General features: G+C 61.0%; 18 protein-coding genes and 1 pseudogene. 7 read left to right on the top strand and 12 right to left on the bottom strand.

The window, feature by feature from the left end:
* Nucleotides 1–691: 691 nt before the first annotated feature.
* The 5 genes from BKP54_RS30295 to BKP54_RS30270 form a co-directional block, all read right to left on the bottom strand.
* Complete coding sequence (locus tag BKP54_RS30295) at nt 692–1,603, bottom strand: EamA family transporter (RefSeq protein WP_025427564.1); 912 nt, start codon at nt 1,601–1,603, stop codon at nt 692–694.
* 355 nt (nt 1,604–1,958) lie between these two features.
* Nucleotides 1,959–2,267, bottom strand: coding sequence for a hypothetical protein (locus BKP54_RS30285; protein ID WP_051509209.1), 309 nt, complete (start codon nt 2,265–2,267; stop codon nt 1,959–1,961).
* 191 nt (nt 2,268–2,458) lie between these two features.
* Nucleotides 2,459–3,088, bottom strand: a complete 630-nt coding sequence (locus tag BKP54_RS30280) for a L,D-transpeptidase (protein WP_225906323.1) — start codon at nt 3,086–3,088, stop codon at nt 2,459–2,461.
* Nucleotides 3,089–3,165: 77 nt separating this feature from the next.
* Nucleotides 3,166–4,119, bottom strand: a complete 954-nt coding sequence (locus BKP54_RS30275; RefSeq protein WP_025427567.1) for a glycine betaine ABC transporter substrate-binding protein — start codon at nt 4,117–4,119, stop codon at nt 3,166–3,168.
* Nucleotides 4,120–4,429: 310 nt separating this feature from the next.
* Nucleotides 4,430–4,954, bottom strand: coding sequence for a metal-dependent hydrolase (locus BKP54_RS30270; RefSeq protein ID WP_084815346.1), 525 nt, complete (start codon nt 4,952–4,954; stop codon nt 4,430–4,432).
* A 256-nt stretch (nt 4,955–5,210) separates the two neighbouring features.
* Between BKP54_RS30270 and BKP54_RS30265 the strand changes: the two genes are divergently transcribed.
* From BKP54_RS30265 to BKP54_RS30250, 4 genes are all read left to right on the top strand, one after another.
* Nucleotides 5,211–5,396, top strand: coding sequence for a cold shock domain-containing protein (locus BKP54_RS30265; protein ID WP_057247483.1), 186 nt, complete (start codon nt 5,211–5,213; stop codon nt 5,394–5,396).
* A gap of 271 nt (nt 5,397–5,667) precedes the next feature.
* Complete coding sequence (locus tag BKP54_RS30260) at nt 5,668–5,955, top strand: hypothetical protein (protein ID WP_025427570.1); 288 nt, start codon at nt 5,668–5,670, stop codon at nt 5,953–5,955.
* Between the two features lie 15 nt (nt 5,956–5,970).
* Nucleotides 5,971–6,186 (top strand): hypothetical protein, encoded by a 216-nt coding sequence (locus BKP54_RS30255; protein WP_025427571.1) that lies wholly within the window; start codon nt 5,971–5,973, stop codon nt 6,184–6,186.
* 97 nt (nt 6,187–6,283) lie between these two features.
* On the top strand, nt 6,284–6,484 hold the full coding sequence (locus BKP54_RS30250) for a hypothetical protein (RefSeq protein WP_025427572.1): 201 nt from the start codon (nt 6,284–6,286) through the stop codon (nt 6,482–6,484).
* Nucleotides 6,485–6,715: 231 nt separating this feature from the next.
* Here the strand turns inward: BKP54_RS30250 and BKP54_RS30245 are convergent, their stop codons facing one another.
* The 3 genes from BKP54_RS30245 to BKP54_RS30235 form a co-directional block, all read right to left on the bottom strand.
* Nucleotides 6,716–6,925 (bottom strand): cold-shock protein, encoded by a 210-nt coding sequence (locus BKP54_RS30245; protein WP_025427573.1) that lies wholly within the window; start codon nt 6,923–6,925, stop codon nt 6,716–6,718.
* A 357-nt stretch (nt 6,926–7,282) separates the two neighbouring features.
* Complete coding sequence (locus BKP54_RS30240) at nt 7,283–7,579, bottom strand: hypothetical protein (RefSeq protein WP_025427574.1); 297 nt, start codon at nt 7,577–7,579, stop codon at nt 7,283–7,285.
* Between the two features lie 531 nt (nt 7,580–8,110).
* Nucleotides 8,111–8,467, bottom strand: a complete 357-nt coding sequence (locus BKP54_RS30235) for a helix-turn-helix domain-containing protein (RefSeq protein WP_082523501.1) — start codon at nt 8,465–8,467, stop codon at nt 8,111–8,113.
* A 143-nt stretch (nt 8,468–8,610) separates the two neighbouring features.
* On the opposite strand from BKP54_RS30235, the gene BKP54_RS30230 reads away from it, so the two are divergent.
* On the top strand, nt 8,611–9,492 hold the full coding sequence (locus BKP54_RS30230) for an NAD(P)-binding domain-containing protein (protein WP_057206190.1): 882 nt from the start codon (nt 8,611–8,613) through the stop codon (nt 9,490–9,492).
* 163 nt (nt 9,493–9,655) lie between these two features.
* Here the strand turns inward: BKP54_RS30230 and BKP54_RS30225 are convergent, their stop codons facing one another.
* Together BKP54_RS30225 and BKP54_RS30220 are read right to left on the bottom strand one after the other, a co-directional pair.
* Nucleotides 9,656–10,693 carry an MBL fold metallo-hydrolase gene (locus BKP54_RS30225; protein WP_025427577.1) on the bottom strand — a complete coding sequence of 346 codons (1,038 nt, stop codon included), beginning with the start codon at nt 10,691–10,693 and terminating at the stop codon, nt 9,656–9,658.
* A gap of 261 nt (nt 10,694–10,954) precedes the next feature.
* A complete protein-coding gene (locus BKP54_RS30220) occupies nt 10,955–11,614 on the bottom strand; it encodes a peroxiredoxin (protein ID WP_025427578.1) in 660 nt (219 codons plus the stop codon).
* Between the two features lie 422 nt (nt 11,615–12,036).
* On the opposite strand from BKP54_RS30220, the gene BKP54_RS30215 reads away from it, so the two are divergent.
* Nucleotides 12,037–13,821, top strand: a complete 1,785-nt coding sequence (locus BKP54_RS30215) for an adenylate/guanylate cyclase domain-containing protein (RefSeq protein WP_057206253.1) — start codon at nt 12,037–12,039, stop codon at nt 13,819–13,821.
* Nucleotides 13,822–14,027: 206 nt separating this feature from the next.
* Here the strand turns inward: BKP54_RS30215 and BKP54_RS30210 are convergent, their stop codons facing one another.
* The gene (locus BKP54_RS30210; RefSeq protein ID WP_025427580.1) at nt 14,028–16,337 is read right to left on the bottom strand and encodes a rhodanese-like domain-containing protein; all 2,310 of its coding nucleotides are present in this window, start codon (nt 16,335–16,337) and stop codon (nt 14,028–14,030) included.
* 228 nt (nt 16,338–16,565) lie between these two features.
* On the opposite strand from BKP54_RS30210, the pseudogene BKP54_RS30205 reads away from it, so the two are divergent.
* Nucleotides 16,566–17,941: pseudogene (locus BKP54_RS30205) on the top strand (IS1182 family transposase).
* A 398-nt stretch (nt 17,942–18,339) separates the two neighbouring features.
* On the opposite strand, the gene BKP54_RS30200 reads toward BKP54_RS30205, so the two are convergent.
* Nucleotides 18,340–18,527, bottom strand: a 188-nt coding sequence (locus BKP54_RS30200) for an MYG1 family protein (protein ID WP_143347946.1), incomplete at its 5' end; no start/stop codon positions are given.

The raw sequence follows: 18,527 nt of genomic DNA, 5'->3' as shown, positions 1-18,527 counted from the left end.
CGCCCGCAGCAACTGCCGCTTTGCGCGGCTACTGCCTGTTTCCTTAAATCCTATTCGATTTAAGGATAAAAACTTGCGGCCATTCAAAGTGCGACAGCGACGTTTGCGCGTCTAAATAAAACGCGCGGCGCTGTAGGGGCACGGGCGGATCAGCACCAGAAAGCAAAGGCCGGCGACCCGCTCTAACGACGCGAACAGTTCAAGCCAAAACCTTATCTCAGGCTTCGCGACTAAAGTAACTCAGGATCAGAAGCGTGCAGATCGCGCCGATGATCAGCGCATCGAAAAGTGCAAAGTGCTCCAGAATGTTTGGCATGGTACATCCTCCTTCCCACTAAACCTATGAGAGCATAATTTTGTTCCAATGGAAAGCTTTTCAGGAAAATATACTTTATTGATCAACGTCAATTCAGAAACACAATCTTGCAACGCAACAGAAAAATACTGCAACGCACAAACGGATAACCAGTCAAATTCCACGGAAACCTCAACCAGAAAGAGTATCGCGGAGGTAACAGTCATGGCTCGCAACCGTCCCCAGGCTGGCTGGTTGCGTTACATGGCCGCGCCGACCAGTCCGGCCACGAACGTCTCCCGATAGGCTAAAGCTCAGGTGGGCCCGATGGCCGCCGCACCGTACAGGCAATGATCGCCGCAGGCCGACCCTCAGTCTTGCTGAAAGCTCACCGGGTTAGCGTCCGCGCTCGAATTTCGGTTTTGCCTGACGTGCCGTCCGCCGTGGCTTGAAAAGCATATCCTTGGCGGCAAGCATCGCCCCGACCGTGATCATGACGCAGGCGACCGCGATCGACCAATGGAACATGCCAAACCCTGCCAGCAGCAGGACGATGACCGAGAGCAGCGGCGCGGCATAAGAAAGAGCGCCGAGGATCATGATGTCGCCGTGCTTGCAGCCATAGTCCCAGGCGTAGAAACCCGCTCCGAGCGGTATAGCGCCCAGAATGGCGATCGCGGCCCATTGCACCGACGTTTCCGGCCAGACGGTGGTTTCCAGTGTCAGATGCAGCGCAAGCGCAACGACTGCGGTGATCAGGCAATAACCCGCCACCACATCGGTTGGCACCTGGCCGAACCGGCGCGACAGTACGGAATAGCCGGACCAGACGAAGGCGCAGAACAGGGCGATCAGATGGCCAGGCTTCACGCCCTCGGCCAGCCCGACGCTGCCGCCCTTGGTAATCACCAGAATGGCGCCGGCGAGACCGAGGATCACGCCGAGAATGTGGTGCAACTGCAGCCTCTCGCCCGGCAGGAATGCCGCAAACACCACGATCAGCAACGGCCACAGATAGGCGATCAGGCTCACCTCGACCGGCGGCGCCGACTGGATCGCGAAGAAATAGGCGCAGTGGTAGATGCAGAGCCCGGCAGTGCCGAGCGCCCAGACCTGCCATGGCTGGCGCAGCGACTTGATTGCGGCCGGACGAAAGACCCAGCTCGAGGCTCCGACAAGCCCGCCAAGCAGAAACGTCATCGCGGCCAGCTGAAACGGCGGGATCGGCCCGGCAGCGGTGGAAAGAAGCGCAAGGAACGACCAGGTCACGATCGCCAGAAAGCCGATCAGCGTCGGTATCGTCGTCATGTCGCATGGCCTCCATCCGCAAGCGCATGTTTTCGCATGGAAAGGGCGTTCTCCACTGCCGCATACGGTCAATCGCTAACGGAAATGCGACGTGGCGGCGCGTTGGGGCATCGCCCCCTTTGTCACATCAAGCGGATTGATGGTTGCGCGCGCTGCACCGCCTTGAGCTGGCGCCACCTCCAGGAGAAGTCATGCGGAAATTCGAGGCGCGACCAAGAACCATTGCGCCCTATATTGCGGGCCGCCGGCGCGTTGCGCCGAACGATCGCGACCCGAAACCGCGCGGGCGGTTTCGGGTCGTCGATAGGAGGCAACATAAGGCCGGAAGCATTGATCCGTCCTCACGCGCCGTGCGTCAGGCGGCCGGCTGGACCGACTTCACGCTGCCGCTGGTGTCGACGATGCAGTTGAACTTTCGTCCGCCGGCGTCGAGATCGACGCTGTAGGATGTCGCGTCCAGCTGGCGCGAGCTTGTGGGCAGAACCTTGCTGCTATCGACCTTGGCGGTGCCGGCCGCCGCATTGGCGCAGATCAGCTGCAGATCGGCCGGCGCCGTCTGCAAGCTCGTGCGCGCCATTTCCTCCGGCTTCGGGGGCGCCGACTGGCAGCCGCCGAGAATGGCAAGGCCAACGCCTGCCGCGACAAACAAGTTCCTTGAACGCATCGTCCCCTCGATCACAAAAAGTCCTCCCCTTCCAGATCCTGTGGCTTGCTGCCCGGCCTACCCTTGTCTCAAAGGCAGGCTGAGATCAGACACCTGTCGCAACGCAATTTCCTAAACAGTCCGGTTTCATCACGCCTGCGAGACGCACCTGCCCGACACGCCGTCAGGTTCGCTGCCGCCGGTTTGTCTCGTCAAACACCCTTGTAGAGTGCCGCGCCCTGCATCAGCACGATCACCTTCGCCCCGACCTCCACGCGTGAGTGCAGGTCGGTGACGTCATCATTGTTCATGCGGATGCAGCCGGACGACACGTCGAGCCCGATGGTCCAGGGCTCCACCGTCCCGTGGATGCGGTAGATCGTGTCCTGGTCGCCCTCATAGAGATAGAGCGCGCGGGCGCCGAGCGGGTTGTCCGGGCCGCCGGGCATGCCTGCCGCCCATTTCGCAGCGTTCGGATCGCGCGCCACCATTTCGGCCGGCGGCGTCCAGGTCGGCCACTCCGCCGTGCGCCCGACGCGCACGATGCCGGCCCAGCCGAAGCCCTCGCGGCCGACACCGATGCCGTAGCGGATCGCCTGCCCGCCGGGCTGGACCAGATAGAGAAAATGCTGGTTGCCGTCGATGATGATCGTGCCCGGCTTTTCCGCCGTGCGGAACGGCACCACCTGCCGGCGAAAGGCCTCGGGCAGCTGATTGTTGCGGGCAAAATATTGCCGCGCTTTCTTCTTGTCGTAGTTGACCCATTTCTTGGTCCTGGCGTCATAGATCTGGGTCTGCGCCAGCGCCACCAGGGGGCCGAGACAAACGCCTGCGGCCAGCATCACCAGCCCGAGCTTGCGCGCCCGGGTCATGAACCTGGCGCGTCCTGCATCGGCTGCGTTTCGATCCGGTGTTGTCGTCATGGTTTCGCCCACCCGTCGATGCGTGCCGTGTTGTCGTCCACCCATTTCTTCGCGTAGTCGGCCGGCGCCTGCCGCTCGACCTCCAGCGCGTAGCTCATCTTCGTCACTTCTTCCGGCGAGAAATCGACCTGATCCAGGAACTTGGCGATGTCAGGATGTTTCTTGCCGAAGCCGGTGGCGTAGGCGATCTGGAAATGCGCCGCGTCCCAGGAGGTCGCAGCCGTCGACTTGCTGATCCACAAGGGGTCATCCGCACCGACGATCTTCCACTTGGCCGGATCGTGCGGCGGCTCCTCGATGCGCGCAATCTTGTGCAGCTCGAAGACGTGGTGCGGAGCATAGCAGTAAAACACCATCGGCCGCGCCGTCGCGATCGCCGCGTCAACCCCTGCCATTGCCACCTCTTCTTCCGCCTCGAACAGCGTCAGGTTGGCGCCATAGCCATAGCTGTTGGCCCGGGTGCGCTCGATACCGGTCGAAAGCCAGGTCGGCGCGCCGATCCAGAGCTCGCCCTTGCCGTCGCCGTCGGTGTCGAGGATCTTGGTCTTCTCGGGGTCGCTAAGGTCGGCGATCGTCTTGATCGTCGCTGCCGCCTCCGGCGTGGCACAGAGCCCCTGCCAGGCGGGCACGCTGCGTGCGCTGAGCGTTGCCACACCCTTGTCTGTCACATATTTCTTGACGATGTCCCCGAAATTGGGCTGCCAGACTTCCGGCTGGATATCGACATCGCCGGTCTCGAAGCCGACGAAGGCGTTGAGCGTGCCGAGCTCCTTGACCTCGGCATCAAGGCCGAATTTCTTGGCAATGCTGACCTTGAGGATATTGGCCGTCGCCTGGCCGGACGGCCAGTTGGGCATGGCGATCACCAGATCCGCCGCCATCACGGGGGCAGCGGAGCCGAGCAGAAGCACCAGGCAAGCAGACATGCAGAACTCTAGACGTCTCTTCACAGTCCCCTCCGAACAGCATTGACCGATCGACTTGAATGACTTGCGAATGCGTATTGAAAGCGGCACAGGCAGCGGGCGTACCCGCACCCCGGGAGCGGGCGTACCCGCACCCCATCGAATGCAACTGTTCCTGTATCCGGGCCGCTTACCGGCCCCGGCGCCGTTTTCCGCCGCCCTGTCTTCTTTGGCCGGCAGGATGCCTACAGGATCGACATCCGTCAACGCCCGGTTACACCGGACGTTGAAATGGCTGTGATTTTCTCTATCAGCCGGCAGTTGTCCCCAGAGCTGGCGAGCTATGGTCCAACCGTTATTTGACCGCAGGCAGTGCAGCCACCCGGCCGCGCCATCGCCGCCAGTCGAGCGTGGCGGCGACGGCGGCCGAAACCACGATCAGCAGCTCGGCCATGAAGGTCCAGTGGAAGAGGAAGTTGAGATACCAGGGTTTGTAGAGCGCCTGGACGTGCACGAGGTTCACGCGAAGATCCGATAACGGATGGAACCAGCGAATATCGGCGGCGACCGAGTCCAGGAGCAGATGCAACAGCACGTTCGCGAGCCCGACGCTGACGAGAATGAGCTGATTGCGCCTGCCACTCAGCGTCAACGCCAGCGCCAGAGCTGCTGCGGCAGCCAGCCAGAACAGCGGCGTGTGCGTCCAATAGTCATGGTGCGCCGTTCGCCGGCCGTCGACCAGATAGAAATAGGCGAGATCACAATCCGGCAGCACCGAACAGACAATCCCTGTGGCAATGATCGCGCCGGATTGAGTCGGTCTACCACGCGCGATGAAACGGCTGAGCAGGTAGCCCGCCGGCAGATGAGCAACGAACAAGAACGATCCCCCGGACAATTGACGCATGACGCGAACAGGAACGCGATTGCAACTCATCTGGTCGAATTCGTGGCGACCTTGCGTTAGACGCAATTAAAGCTCACAGTATCTTATCGACATTGGCCATTATGGCTTTTCGCGGCGTCAGAGGCTCTCGACCCGCCATCTTTCCCCATATCGAGCGTTGAAGTGTGCGCGCCGCGCACGCTCGACATCCCTCGAACGCCCATGTGCTGACATGATCACAGGAACGATCATGCGTTTCGACTTCAATCGCGGCTACGGCTTCGTTCAGCCGGAAGACGGTGGTCGCGCAGTCTACGTCGATGCGCGGGCGCTCTATAGGTCAGGCATCAAATCGATCTTTCCCGGGCAGACTTTCCGCTTCGAGATCTGGAAAGACGAAAAGGGGCGCATCGCCGCCCGCAACCTGCGGCTCTGACGCAGTCGAAACAGATCGTCCTACTGCCTGTTTCCTTAAATCCTATTCGATTTAAGGATGAAAACATGCAGCCACTCAAAGGGCTACAGCGACCTTTGCACGTCTAATAAGACGCGCGGCGCTGTAGTCGCAACGCCGCGCAAATGCCGGCGATAGAGCACATTGCGCAAAAGTGCGTAGCGGTTTTGCGATCACGGCATGCGCAAAAACAAGAGCTTGAAACGCAATAAGCGCCCCTCGGAGATCGCGGCCCGCTTTAGAAGGAGACGTCATGTTCAGCCGAACCAAGCACCGCACCGTCCACTTCAGTGAACCCTTCCAATTGCCGGATGTCGAAGGAGTGCTCGCGGCTGGAGACTATGAGGTGGATGATGACGAGGAACTGATCGAAGGCATTTCGTGGCTCGCCTATCATCGCGTCGCCACCTTCATCAAGGTGCCGGCAACCGCGGACAATGACCATCGCATGCGCATGGTCGCAATCGCGCCGGATGAGCTCGATCGCATCATCGCTATCGACCGCGCCAAGCATGCCTTCGTCCCGGCACCCCAACCCTGAAGAGGTCAAGAACCAATGCCCGCACATCGCTTCGCCGTTGGATTATCGGTCCGTCTCAGGGATCGCAGCCATATCTCGCCGATTGCCGCGGAAACCTACCGCATCACCGCCATCATGCCCGTTCGCGACAGCCAGCCCCAGTACAGAATTCGCAACGACGAACTTGGCCAGGACCGCGTCAGCAAAGAGGAAAACCTGGAGCCGATCGAGTGGGGCATGCCCCGCCACTAGATCGCTTCGGAAACGCTCTATCTGTTTGTTTTTACGCATTTCCGGACGGAAAACCGCTTCGCACTTTTCCTGGAAATGCTCCAACCGAGGAACCGCCATGACCTATTACGGAAAACTGAGACAGCTGCTCCAGTGGAAAGGCGCGCCGGCCATGGTGCCCATCACCAAGCCGCCGACGCGAAAACCGTCTCTCCGCAAGCCAAAAACCCTGTCGGACGACGAGCAGAAGGGTGCGAACGAGAGCGCCGTCAAATCGCGGCGCGGCCGCGAAACGCTGGAGCGGCATCGCCTCTTGTGAACGGTGGCAACGGGATTTGTTTGAACACGCGCCACGACGGCAAGGGCGCAGGCAGACGGGCGAGCCCGAGGGCGCGGTCGTCTGTGACGACGGCAATCGCCACGCGTCGCAGTCTTGCGGGCTGAAAAGCGCCCAAAGAAAAAGGCCGGGAAATCCCGACCTTCTCAATATCGTCTCAATGGCCAGTGCCAGTACATCCGTGGTCAAGGACCAGAGACGAAATATCGGTGATTACGCAGCCGACAGGTTGTCGGCAGCGCTCTTGCCCGAACGTGCATCGCGAACGATGTCGAAACGGACCTTCTGGCCTTCAACGAGCGAGCTCATGCCAGCGCGTTCAACAGCAGAAGCGTGCACGAAAACGTCGGTTGCGCCGTCGTCCGGAGCGATGAAGCCAAAACCCTTGGTGGTGTTGAAGAACTTTACGGTTCCAGTATTCATAAGAAATTCCTTTCAATCAAAAGTTCGCCTCCCGACTTTGGGCCGGACAAGGCAGTAAGATCGATTTTGATAGGAAAGGTCAGCTTGAACGCCGGTCGGCGAGAAAACAAAGCTCAGCAAGCAAGATCGATGGCAGACCCTTTACAGGCACATTGTGTTCTTAGCAAGGAGCAAGATCGACTACGGAAATACGTAAGGGCTCCGTACACCATTTTCGATGGCCTAACTTGCGCGCATCCCGCCCGGCCGATGGCAGCCTTGACCGGGCACGCGGCTGGGTTGGTTTGTCGGCCGGGCGTGGCGTCCGCGCCCGCGATGCATTCCTCGGCGAGCGGCGCTGCCTGCCGGCAGATGCGCCTACTTGATCGTGCAGATGCCGTTGGCTCCGCCCTTACCAGTATAGGAGACGGCGGGCGAACCGTCCGGGTTGACGCTGAGCGAAATCGTCACCCCGCCGCCCTTGGCTTCGAAGTAGTTGTCGTTGAATTTCTTCAGCTTGCCTTCCTTGCCGTTGATATAGATCGGCCCGCCCTCATCGGCGTGCACCTCGATATTGCCAGGGCAGGAAGCATTGACCAGCGGAATGCCGGCAACGGCCTCGCCGGCCAGAGCAAATGCAGCGATTGCGGCAGCAGCACGCAGGCACGTCTTCATGACACTCTCCTTGGGAACCGTGGTCGACAGCACCGGGGGCAGAAACCGGCGGCCGGATCGTGGCAGCATGAGAATGGGTGTCAAGCAAGAGTGCAACCGCAGCAAGGCGTTGGCATGCGGCCCATTGCCGCCACCGCGACATCATCGACGGCATGCTCCTTCGTTTGGCATCTGGCTCAGGGAGCAATCCACGGCAGCTTTCAAGCGTCGCAGCGCCGTTCAGGCGTGATCTGTCGCGACGCCACGGCCAAACGAGAAAAGACCCGCCGCGGTCAGCACGCGACGGGTCTTTGGCAGATGCGGATCACCAACGGGGAGGCTCGTTGGGATCACGTGAACCAGCTGACTGGGAGGCGATCAGTTGGTTCGCATTGCTCTTGGCAAAGGTCTTTGCCTTGCATGTGTTGGATATTAGCCGAGCGATCTGCCAGGAGGTGTTCCCAGGGTAACAGGCACGAAAAAATCATCGGAAGCGGCGGGGCATGCTCAGCTTGTCCCTGCCCAATGTTCGCACCGGTCACCCCAACCGCCTCAGGCAACCACAGCATCGTCGACGACGGCCACTGAACCCTTGCCATGCCGACCGCCCTCTTCCCCCCAACGACACAAGGCGGCGGCCGCAACGTTGAGCGCCGCGCCGCGCTCCGTCAGGGAGTAGACAACCTTTGCCGGCAGCGACGAATAAACCGTACGATCGACCAGTCCATCCGCCTCCAGCTCGCGCAGCGGCTGGGCCAGCATCTTTTCGCTGATCGCCGGGATGGACTGGCGTAGGCGGCCAAACCGGCGCGCCGCCTTTCCAAGCTCGCAGAGGATATCGACCTTCCACTTGCCCTCGATCGCCTTGAGTGCGGTGGCAAAGCCGCAATTTTCCATGGTCGGGTTCACGATATCCTCCTTACTATCCGGGGAGTAAGCACTTACCCCACGGTAAGCGCTTACCGGCCGGTGCGTATTGCGCACGTCCGGCGCCACCATACCTCTGGCCAGCGACGGCAAAAGCGTCGCGCCAACGGATATGGAGTTTTGCAATGAAGCCATCAATGAGTGTTTTGGGAACGGGACGCATGGGATCGGCGCTGGCGCGCGCCCTGCTCCAGGCCGGGTATCGCACCACGGTCTGGAACAGGACAAGGGAGAAAGCCGAGCCGCTCACGGCACTCGGCGCCACCTTAGCGCCGACCGTCCGCCAGGCGATTGACGCGTCCGAGATCGTCATCGTCAATGTCAGCGACTATGCCGCCACCGCAGCGTTGCTGCGCGCAAACGACGTTGCGCCCGGCCTGGCAGGCAAGCTGATCGTTGAGTTGACCTCGGGGACGCCTGAGGGCGCGCGCGAAACCAGCGGGTGGGCCGCGACCCATGGCGCCCAATACATCGATGGCGCCATCCTGGCGACGCCCGACTTCATCGGCACCGATGCGGGCACGATCCTGCTATCGGGCGCGCTTGAACCCTTCACCGCCAACGAGACTGTGTTTCGCGCGCTCGGCGGCAATGTCCAGCACATCGGCACCGAACCGGGGCGCGCCAACGCGCTCGATAGCGCCCTCCTCGCGCTGATGTGGGGGGCGCTCTTCGGCGGGCTGCACGCGATCGCCGTCTGCCGAGCCGAAGACATCGACGTTGGCGAACTGGGACGCCAATGGAAGGCGACCGCGCCCGTCGTCGAAGGGCTGGTCGCCGACCTGATCAAGCGGACCGGTGCCGGACGGTTTGCCAGCGACGCGGAAACGCTGTCGTCGATCTCGCCGCATTACGGCGCGTTCCAGCATCTCAAGGACCTGATGGAAGCGCGCAGCATCGATCGGACCGTAGTCGACGGTTATGACGCGATCTTCAGCCGGGCGATTGCATCGGGCCATCTGCATGACGACTTCGCCGCCCTCTCCCAGTTCATGGGCAAGGCGTAGCGCCCTCAAGCAAACAGGGAACATCTCACCTATTCCCGGACCGGCCGCCATTCCGAGCTGGCTAGGGATCAGCCCTTGGATCGGATCCGATCCAAGGAGAAATCATGCAGTAACTTTAAAGCGTTACAGCGTCGTTCGCGCGTCATGTTCGACGCGCGGCGCCTTAGCGCACCAGCGGCCCGTTTGCCTTTTTCCAGGCATCGATGCCGCCCTCGATATGGCAGGCGCTGATCAGTCCGGCGGCTTGCGCCGCCTGGACCGCCATCGCCGAGCGTTCGCCGAAGGCGCAATAAAAAACGATGCGCTTGCCCGTCGCAAGCGCCAGTTCATGCAGCATGCCGCCAGCGCCGATGTTTTCCCGCAGTTCCGGATAGGGTGCGTGCAGCGCACCGGGAATGGCGCCGTGCTTTTCCCGCTCCGCCTTCTCGCGCAGATCGACGATTGCGACATCCGAACGGCCCCTGAGCGCCAGGGCTTCCACCGCCGAAACCGCCCAGCCCTTGGCGGCGATCTCGTCCTGATGCAGGCCGACATGGATATTGGCCGGCACTGCCACATCCATCATCTTCGGGTTCGGCAGGTTGAGATTGTTCATCAGGTCGACATATTCGTCGACCGATTGCACCTTGAGGCGCGGATTGAAGCGCTTTTCCTCGCCGATGGTCGAGACCGTGTCGCCCTTATAGTCGTGGGCCGGATAGACCAGGGTGTCGTCGGGCAGCTTCAAGAGCTTGTTGAAGATCGAATCATATTGCTGGCGCGGGTCGCCGTTCTGGAAATCCGTGCGCCCCGTGCCGCGGATGAGCAGCGTGTCGCCGGTAAACACCCGCCCACCCGTCAGGAACGAATAGCTGTCGTCCGTATGGCCAGGCGTGTAGAGCACGTCGAGGCTGAGGCCCTCGATCGAAACACGGTCGCCCTCGGCCACCCGCATCGAAACCACATCGGCCGCCGTTTGCTCGCCCATGACGGTGATGCAATGGGTGCGATCGCGCAGCGCCCCGAGCCCGGTGATGTGGTCGGCATGCAGATGCGTGTCGACCGCCTTGACCAGTTTCAGGTCAAGCTCGCGCACCAGCTGCAGATAGCGGTCGACCTTTTCCAGAACCGGGTCGATGATCAGCGCCTCTCCCCCCTGCCTGGAGGCAATGAGGTAGGTATAGGTGCCGGACGTACTGTCGAAGAGTTGGCGGAAGATCATCGGTTTCTCCCTAGAGCATGTCGCGCAAAAGTGCTCAGCGGTTTTGCGATGACGACATGCGCAAAAACAAGAGCGTAAAGCGCAGCAAGCGAATCCTAGAGATCGCGACGCGCTTTAGTGCAAGCCCGCTGCATCCCGCGGGACAAATCTCATCCGCGGGATGTCTCGTACTTCAAGAAGCGGCTGCATGATCCTTGCCGAGACCGGCTCCGGCCCAGGGCGTCATGCAGTGGCGCGGGCGCGGCAGGCCGCCTCCCGCGATTACTTCGGCTGCGGCACGATCCGGATATAGGGTTTTGGTGCGCGCCAGCCTTCCGGATACTTCTGCTTGGCTTCCTCGTCGCTGACCGAGCCGGCGATGATCACGTCTTCGCCGTTCTTCCAGTTCACCGGCGTTGCCACCTTGTGCTTGGCCGTCAGCTGCAGCGAATCGATCACCCGCAGCACCTCGTCGAAGTTGCGACCGGTGGTCATCGGATAGATCAGGATCAGCTTGACCTTCTTGTCCGGCCCGACGACGAAGACGTTGCGCACAGTCTGGTTATCGGCGGCGGTGCGCTGCGTCGGGTCGCCCGATACCGGCGCCGGCAGCATGCCGTAGAGCTTCGACACGTTGTAGTCGACGTCGGCGATCATCGGAAAGTTCGGCGTGGCTCCCTGCGTTTCCGCGATGTCGCTGACCCAGCCGGCGTGGCGGTCGAGCGGATCGACGGAGAGCCCGATGATCTTTACCCCGCGCCGGTCGAATTCCGGCTTGATCTTGGCCATGTAGCCAAGCTCGGTGGTGCAGACTGGCGTGAAATCCTTCGGATGCGAGAACAGCACGGCCCAGGAATCGCCGATCCAGTCGTGAAACTGGATCTTGCCTTCCGTGGTTTCCGCCTGGAAATCCGGTGCGATGTCGTTGATTGCAAGTGTCACGATAGACCCCATCATTTGAATATGCTGGCTTCAGCCATACAAGGCGGGAAGTGTGCCACTTTTGGTGCGATAGGCAACTTCTAAAGATGAGGTAGAGAGACGAGAGGCGGCCGCCTTGCCGCTGTGGTAATCTGCGTCATATCAGTCTGTGCTGATATGACCGATTGCGTGGGACCGTGTGCGGTCATCCGGCGAGGAGCAGACCTCGGAGCGATGCCTTGGCATCGGTTAAGGATTGCGACGCGGCCGGTGGTCGACAGGCGGCCCACCCGAAGGGCCGGACACTTTTGGCCCGCTGATGGCGTCGACAATCCTTACCGGACCGCTTGGGTCCGGCTCCGGTTGTCTTCTTGCCGGAGAACAAAATCGCTCCGGCGCAGGAGGTCAATATCGGTGCAGGTTGGTATCAGGTCGGAGCTGCCATGAGCGATACGCGAAAAATTGCGGCCATCCTTGTCGCCGACGTGGTCGGGTACAGCCGGCTCGCCGGCGCCGACGAGGAGCGTATCCTGGCGCGGCTGCGCACGCTGCGCAGCGACCTGATCGACCCCACCATCGCCGTCTACAACGGCCGCATCGTCAAGCGCACCGGCGATGGCAGCCTCATCGAGTTCCGCAGCGTCGTCGATGCCGTGCGCTGCGCCATCGAGGTGCAGAGCGCCATGCTGGAGCGCAACGCCGGCGTGCCCGAGGACCGGCGCATCGAGTTCCGCATCGGCATCCACCTCGGCGATGTCGTCGAGGAAAGCGACGGCGACCTGATGGGCGACGGCGTCAACATCGCCTCGCGGCTGGAAGGCATCGCCCGCCCCGGCGCGATCTGCCTTTCCGAGGATGCCTACCGTCAGGTCAAGGCGCGGCTGGACCTTACGGCAACCGACCTTGGTGCCACGCAGCTGAAGAACATCGTCGAGCCGATCCGGATCTACGCGCTGGAGATCGGCGTTGCCCGCGCGGCCAATGGCCCCGCCCCTGCCCCGACGCCGGCAAAGGCGCAGCCGCCGAGCCCGTACCGCCTGCCGGAAAAGCCTTCGATCGCCGTGCTCGCCTTCGACAACATGAGCGGCGATGCCGAGCAGGAATATTTCTCCGACGGTATCAGCGAGGACATCATCACCGACCTTTCCCGGCTGTCGGAGCTGCATGTCATCGCCCGCAACTCGTCCTTCGTCTACAAGAACGCGGCGGTGTCCGTGCCTGAGGTCGCCAAGGCGCTCGGCGTGCGCTACGTGCTCGAAGGCAGCGTGCGCAAGGCCGGCAACCGCGTGCGCGTCACCGCGCAATTGATCGACGCCAACGATGGCGGCCACGTCTGGGCCAATCGCTTCGACCGCGATCTCACCGATATCTTCGCGGTGCAGGACGAACTGACGCGGGAGATCGTCACTGCGCTGAAAGTCCAGTTGACCGGCGGCGACAAAAGCTCGCTTGCCGGCGGCCGCCCGGTCGACGTCAAGGCCTACGAGCTGCTCTTGCGCGGCCGCGAGCAGGCGTCTGCGCACACGCTGCTCGCCAATGCTGCCGCACGCAGCCTCGCCGAAGCCGCTGTTGCCATCGACCCCGACTATGCCGCCGCCCATGCGCTCATCGCCTTCACCCATGTGCTCGACTATATCAACGACTGGAGCGCCGATCCCGAGCAGTCGCTGAGCACCGGCCGTGCGCTTGCCGAACGGGCAGTCGCGATGGCGGACGACCAGCCCGACTGCCACTGCGCGCTCAGCGTCGCCTGCATGTGGATGAGAGAGCTGGACCGGGCGCGGGACGAGGCGCATCTGGGGCTGGCGCTGGCGCCCAACTCGGTGCAGCTCCACATGGCGCTCGCCCATGCGCTGATCTTCTCCGGCGAACCGAAGGCAGCGCTCGACGAACTCGACATCTCCATGCGGCTCGACCCGCTCTATCCCGAAGTGCTTTTACAGTTCCTCGCCGACGCCCACTTTTCGCTCGGCGCTTACGAAACGGCGATCCTGGCGATCGAGGCCCGACTGATGCGAAACCCGCATTCGGAAACCGCCTTTGCCCTGCTCGCCTCCTGCCACGGCCATCTCGGCCATCTGGACCAAAGCCGCCAGGCCTGGAACCGCGCGCTGGAACTCAACCCCAATTTCTCCATCCCCCGCCGCCGCCGCGTCCTGCCCTTCCGCAACCCGGATGATTTTGAGCGTCGAGTGGAAGGGTTGCGCAAGGCGGGGCTGGTGGAGTGAGAGGCCGGGAAGCACTTTGCGTGCCTGGCTCGGCACATTCAAGACATACAGACTGTTTGCGAAAGTAGCGCAGCTAACCGTTCGGGTCACAACACGTGTGAAGGTCATCTCTGCAAGACATTGAACGACTGGATTGCGCCAAAGGTGGTCACAATGATCCGGATTGCGTTTGGTGGCCACATGGTTTCATGTGGCTCTTGCTCAATCTATCTCTTGACCTCGATTACAAGTGGATAGCCCTCGTCGTCCCACTCCAAAAAACCGCCGGCAAAATAGTAGATGTGCGTGTAACCCCAGGCGATCGCCTTGGCCGAAGCATAAGCGGCATAGGTGCAACTCTTGCCCTGACAATAGAAGGCGACCTCACCTTCCTTTCCCCCCACCATGGCAAGGCTTTCCTTTGATAGGCCGGTGACGAGGGATAGGTTGATGGCCTTGGGGATATGGCCATTGTCATAGTTAAGCGAAGCACGCACATCGATGAAGGGCACGCCGCGTGCGAGCAGCGCCTTTGCTTCCGTGACATCGATTTTTATGGTTCTGTCGACACTGAGTTCGCCCTTGGTCAGCGCCATAAACTTCACGTAGTCGTCAAGGGCGAGGTCTGTGCCAGCCCCCTCGGGCAATCCGGCCTTGCGGAGTCCCTCCTGCAGGCGCGTGATGTAAGGCCTATGGTAGCTGAATGCGCTACCATACCAATCATAAGCACTTTCCTGGACGGTGAGCGGATCGCCCAAGAAGGACATGGCCAGCGTGTTATACTGGTCGATCAGCGTCTGAATGCCGTCAGTGCGCCCGAGATGTCCGTAGCTTGCTATCAGGGTGGCGTAATCTGCCCGGAGATCGGACTTTTTGCCGATCACGCGTTCAAAGGTGTCGACGGCTTCGACATATTTTCCCTGGGAAAAGAACGAGACTGCGAGCATGCGCAGCGTTGCACGCGAGGGATGGGGATCGAACCTCATCGCCAGGCGGGCCTGCTGTTCCGCCTCAGTTGCGCGTCCCTTCGCGTTGAGAATCCGCGCCAGGCCGACATGGTTGTCAGGATCATTCGGCGCAAGCTTCATCGCCCGGTCGATGGCAGTGAATGCTTCGTCATAGCGACCCTGCTGCGCAAGCACCTGCGCCGATATCGCATAGGCAAGCGGCGTCGGCTTCTCCATAGCCTTTGCTAGATTTCTGATGAGGTTCTTTGAAGCGGTCTCCCGACGGTAAAAATCCCAGGACAAGATGCTCGTCCGCCAGTTTGCTGCTGCCAGTGACGCATAGGCGCGGCTATAGTTTGGATCGAGTACGATCGCCTTCTGGAAGAAGTCGGAGGCCGTGGCCGTTTCGGCCTCGCTGTCCCGGCGAAGATGATCCCAACCCCGCAACAGCGAATCGTAGGCTTGCGGATTCGTCGTTTCCGGCACCGCTGCCACGCTTCGCTCGGCACTCGTCAGCTTCACTGAAAGAGTTGAAACGATCTGTCCGATCACCCTGTCCTGCAGCCCGAACACGCCGCTCATTTCCCCATCATAGCGCTCGGCCCAGAGGTGATGTCCGTCGATCGCGTCAATCAACTGGGCATTGACACGAACATGGTTTCCCTCTCGACGTACGCTGCCCTCCAGGATGTAATGGACGCCCAGTTCCTCGGCCACCTGCTGAACTTTGGTGGGCTTGCCCTTGTAGGTGAAGGTCGAGTTGCGCGCGATCACGAAGATGCCAGACAGTTTTGAGAGTTCGGTGATCAAGTCGTCGGTCATCCCGTCGGCAAAATAGCTCTGCCCCGCATCAGAGCTGAGATTGTCGAATGGCAGGACGGCGATGGAGGGCGTTTGGGGTAGCGGAAAAGCCATCCGCGCAACGGACGCCGCGTCAGCACTTTCGCGCGTTTGGGCCAGCCAAACTGCTGGAACGCTTATCAGGAGCAGGAAGGCCAAAGCAGCCGGGATTCTCCAACGGCGAAAGCTTTTGAGGTTGAAGCGTCGCAGCCGAGTATTTCCCTCGAACCTCACCCGGTAGACACGGACGGGCCGCTGGATATTCTTCACATGCTGCTCGCCGATAAATTCCAGCGGCAATTCGAACTTGCCCTGCAAGTGATCGAAAGCAGTGCCAGATACGAAAAGTCCCCCTGGCTCACACATCTGCTCAAGGCGAGCCGCGACGTTGACGCCATCGCCCAGCAAATCATCCTCGTCGACAACCACATCTCCGAGATTGATGCCCATGCGGAGGAGAAGTCGACGCTGGACTGGGACATCCACTTGGCACGCAGCGACCTTACTTTGTGACGCGACTGCGCAAGCCACGGCGTCGACGACGGAGCCAAATTCCACGATCGCACCATCGCCCATGAGTTTCACGATGCGTCCGTGATAATCTTCCATAAAGGGATCGAAGATTTCGGAACGCCATGCCTTGATTGCAGCCAGGGTCCGGGCCTCGTCGGCTTCGATGAGTCGCGAATAACCGACAATGTCGACGGCAAGAATTGCCACCAGCCGCCGTTCTGCGCGAACTGCTTCCATAGCCACCTCTCCCAAAGGTGTAGAGAAGGCCTCGCTCTTGCGTTGGTCAGGGGCGGGAACTCTAGCTTCCGAAGCTACGCTTGTTTCCTCGCTCGTGCCAGATTTATTGCCTGACTCGGGACCTTGCCGGAATGGCCGCTTCGGGCCGATACTGTTGAAAAACTCGGTATTGCCGGTACTTGGGACGCGTGATTCAATCCTCTGAGTGATTTGCAGGGGATCAGGTGAATGATGGGATGTCAGGCGGCTCCGGCGCAGCTCTTCTACGACTTCTGCCTCAAAGATCACGTCCCTGCTGACCATCTGCTGCGCGGGATAGACCGCCATCTCGACCTCGACAGCGTGCGAGCACCGTTGAAGCCGTTCTACAGCAACACAGGTCGTCCTTCGGTTGCCCCTGAGCTGATGATGCGGATGCTGATCATCGGCTATTCGATGGGTATCCGCTCGGAACGGCGACTTTGCGAGGAAGTCCACCTCAACCTTGCCTATCGTTGGTTCTGCCGCCTCGGACTGGACGGCAAGGTACCGGATCACTCCAGCTTCTCGAAGAACCGTCATGGCCGGTTCCGGCAAAGCGACATCCTGCGGCACCTATTCGAGACGGTGGTGGAACGCTGTCTTGCCCAGGGACTGGTGGGCGCGGAAGGGTTTGCCGTCGATGCCTGATCGCCGCAGACGCCAACAAGCAGCGTTCTGTGCCTGGTGCGGAGTGGGAAGTCAAAGACGATGCCAGCCGCTCGGTCCAGGAATACCTTGCAGTTCTTGATGATGCCGCTTTCGGTGCGGCATCGCCGGTGACGCCGAAGTTCATCTCGCCTTCCGATCCAGCAGCGCAATGGACGGGTGCCCACAAAGGCCATGCCTTCTTCGCCTACGCCACCAACTATCTGATCGATACCGATCATGGCGTCATTCTGGACGTGGAGGCGACACGTGCGATCCGCCAGGCAGAGGTCGGAGCATCCCGCACAATGCTCGACAGGACCGAGAACCGCTTCGGCTTGAAGCCAGACTATCTGGCAGCCGATAGCGCTTATGGTTCTGCCGACAATCTGGCCTGGCTGGTCAAGGAGAAGAAGATCGCGCCGCACATTCCTGTCTTCGACAAATCGAACCGGACGGACGGGACCTTCTCGCGTTCGGACTTCACCTGGGAGGCCGAGAATGATCGCTACGTCTGCCCTGCGGGAAAGGAATTGAAGCAGTTCCATCGAACCTATGCAACGCCCAGATCAGGGATCACGAGCGAAGGAACACGACTCTATCGCGCCAGCAAAAAGAACTGCGACCCGTGCGAATTAAAGCTTCGCTGCTGCCCGAACATGCCTATGCGCAAGGTGCCGCGTGATCTCAACGAGGATGCCCGCGATGTTGCCCGAGCTATTGCCACCACACCTGAATACGTGCAGTCCCGACATCGTCGCAAGAAGGTAGAAATGCTCTTTGCCCACCTCAAGCGCATTCTGCGGATGGCGCGTTTGAGGCTAAGAGGACCGTGCGGTGCGCGAGACGAATTCTTGCTGGCAGCAACCGCCCAAAACCTCAGGAGGCTCGCGAAACTCAGGCCGCAAAGGTCGCTATACCGCGCCATCGCCGCATGAGCGCGGCATACATCGATACCTTGCGCTAAGGCGCAGGGCAGATAACCGATGACCCCGCGCCCAAAAGACCAAAACGGGCGGATGGGCGGAAATCCATCGAGTTTTTCAACGAAATCGGCCGACTGCGGACGTAATGATTGCAAAGCGCCAGAAAGAAAGCCAGTCCGGCAAAGACGACGACAGGCAGATACTGCGGCCGCTTCGCGAATAGGTTGGTGCCATCAGCCGGCTGCGGGCGGGAACTCTCTCCCCACATAAGCCGTATCCCGCATGCCGGACACAGAGAGTGCTTGGCCGTTTCTGGTCACTTCGGCCAAGTCCGACGAGTGGTGCAGCGCTTCCTCAACAAGCCCATGGCAGCAAGTGGTCGGACTGCACCACAATCGTCACTCGATGGCTCACGCCACCTGAGCAGCCGTCGCTTGCCCTTGCGCGACAGAGACAGCCTCCGTTACCGCCAGTTCCGCCATCGCCAGCGCCGCCTCGCGGGTTTTGGCGGCGGCGATGAAGCGGCCGTTGTGGCAGAAGGTGGCGCCCGCAACGCCGCAGGCGGCCTCGAGGTCGGCGTTGGTGAGGCCGGCCCAGG

Origin of the sequence: Ensifer sp. 1H6 (assembly GCF_001976035.1) — a bacterium.
GTDB classification, from domain to species: Bacteria; Pseudomonadota; Alphaproteobacteria; order Rhizobiales; family Rhizobiaceae; genus Ensifer; species Ensifer canadensis.
The sequence above is the reverse complement of the archived record's forward strand: the minus strand, read 5'-3'. Positions and strand labels throughout refer to the sequence as shown.